This is a genomic window from Vibrio sp. 10N.261.55.A7 (assembly GCF_002877365.1).
Taxonomy (GTDB): domain Bacteria; phylum Pseudomonadota; class Gammaproteobacteria; order Enterobacterales; family Vibrionaceae; genus Vibrio.
Window position 1 is genome coordinate 1 of sequence record NZ_MCWZ01000106.1, and the last position, 1,532, is coordinate 1,532.

Sequence of the window (1,532 nt, forward strand, 5' to 3'; positions counted from 1 at the left end):
GTTCTATCCAATCTCTACTGATACCACTAAATCGAAACTCCCTCTAACCGCAATGGCGCTTGAATCCGCGAAGCTGATTCTCGTTGTAGGTGGAGGGTTACTGATTGGCCTTGTTAGCAAGATGAACCTAACCTGGGTAGACACTGCCAGCGAATGGATACTCTTTCTATTACTCTTTTTTATTGGTATTCAACTCAGAAATAGTGGGCTAACGCTAAAACAAACTCTAATCAATAAACACGGCATGATGATCGCCGTTGTTATCGTCGCCAGTTCACTGATTGGTGGAGCCTTAGCCTCGCTGGTGCTCGATATAGGCTTATATCAAGGACTGGCTATGGCTTCTGGCTTTGGTTGGTATTCCTTAGCCGGTATATTGATGGGAGATGCCTTTGGCCCTGTTTACGGCGGTGCGTCTTTCATGCTGGAGCTTTTAAGAGAACTCGTCGCACTCGTCATAATTCCTATGCTAATCAGAATAAAACCGTGCACATCCATCGGGTATGCGGGCGCAACCGCGATGGATTTTACTCTCCCTGTTATTCAATCCACAGGTGGTGTAAGGTGTGTGCCCATAGCCATCGTAAGTGGCTTTATTCTCAGCCTATTAGTTCCAATACTCATGCTGTTCTTTATCTCATTAGCGAGTTAAAATCGTTCGGTGAAATAACAATAAGAACAACCAAAAATAAAAGCACTTAAGTGCTATCAAAGGATTTGCCATGAAACACATAGTGATTGCTGCATTACTCACATTATCTTCAAGCTCTGCTTTTTCAGCCGACGCTCAGTGCCTAAATAAAAAGTACGACGCTTACATCGATGCTTCCCTCACCTGGTACCAAGATCTCGCATCACTGACTTCTGAGCGTTATCCAGATCTTTCAGAAGTCAGTCAGTGGTTCTTAGAGGGCCGTAAAAACCATTTTGAACTCAATCGAGCAGCGGTCCATTACTACCTTGAAAATGATCAGTCAAAGCTGGCGACAGAACAATCTGTAGAGGCTTGGCTGCAACTGGAGCAGCATGATGTCAAAACACTTGCTGAGCGTGATGACGAATTAGGCGAAGCGGCTAAATTGACCTTTAATGATCGCCAAAGCACCCCACATGAAAAGAACTATGAACTTCGTTCTGCGTTTGCTGATCTCTTAAGCCACCCGAAACAAATCGACAGTGTTTTACAGAAATACAACCAGTCTATTCAAGCTCTCGAAGAGATGAAATGCCAGTAGTCTTTTCGGCAAAGAATGGAAAATGAATACGCTAAATTAAGACGGGACATTAGTTCCGTTTTCGTTTAGATTGTGCCGTCGTAATGGAAATTAGAATATAAACGTAGCTGTATGGGATCAGAACAGAAAACAGTTGATGTAAACTTTGATAGTTTGCTTCGAATATTTACTGTGCCAGAAGGGCCAGATTCAACGTTAACGAAAATTGAAGAGGGTTTATCTAAAAACCTGAACCAGTTTTTGCGCAAACATATTGTTGCTGAAGAAAAGCCACTAAGAGATATTGAAAAAGACTTC

General features: G+C 42.7%; 2 protein-coding genes and 1 pseudogene. All 3 read left to right on the forward strand.

The genetic code is table 11. The features are described 5' to 3' along the window. The coding region (locus BCU12_RS07775) for a lysine exporter LysO family protein (RefSeq protein WP_102403775.1) at window positions 1-652 on the forward strand (652 nt) is incomplete at its 5' end. Between the two features lie 70 nt (window positions 653-722). Beyond that, window positions 723-1,235, forward strand: a complete 513-nt coding sequence (locus BCU12_RS07780; protein WP_102403776.1) for a hypothetical protein — start codon at window positions 723-725, stop codon at window positions 1,233-1,235. Window positions 1,236-1,346: 111 nt separating this feature from the next. After that, window positions 1,347-1,532 (forward strand): annotated as a pseudogene (locus tag BCU12_RS07785) (putative pyridoxal-dependent aspartate 1-decarboxylase); the annotation flags it as partial.

Excerpts from the sequence above, each read along its gene's own strand:
- BCU12_RS07780 (WP_102403776.1), top strand. The coding sequence starts at position 723 with ATGAAACACATAGTGATTGCTGCATTACTCACATTATCTTCAAGCTCT.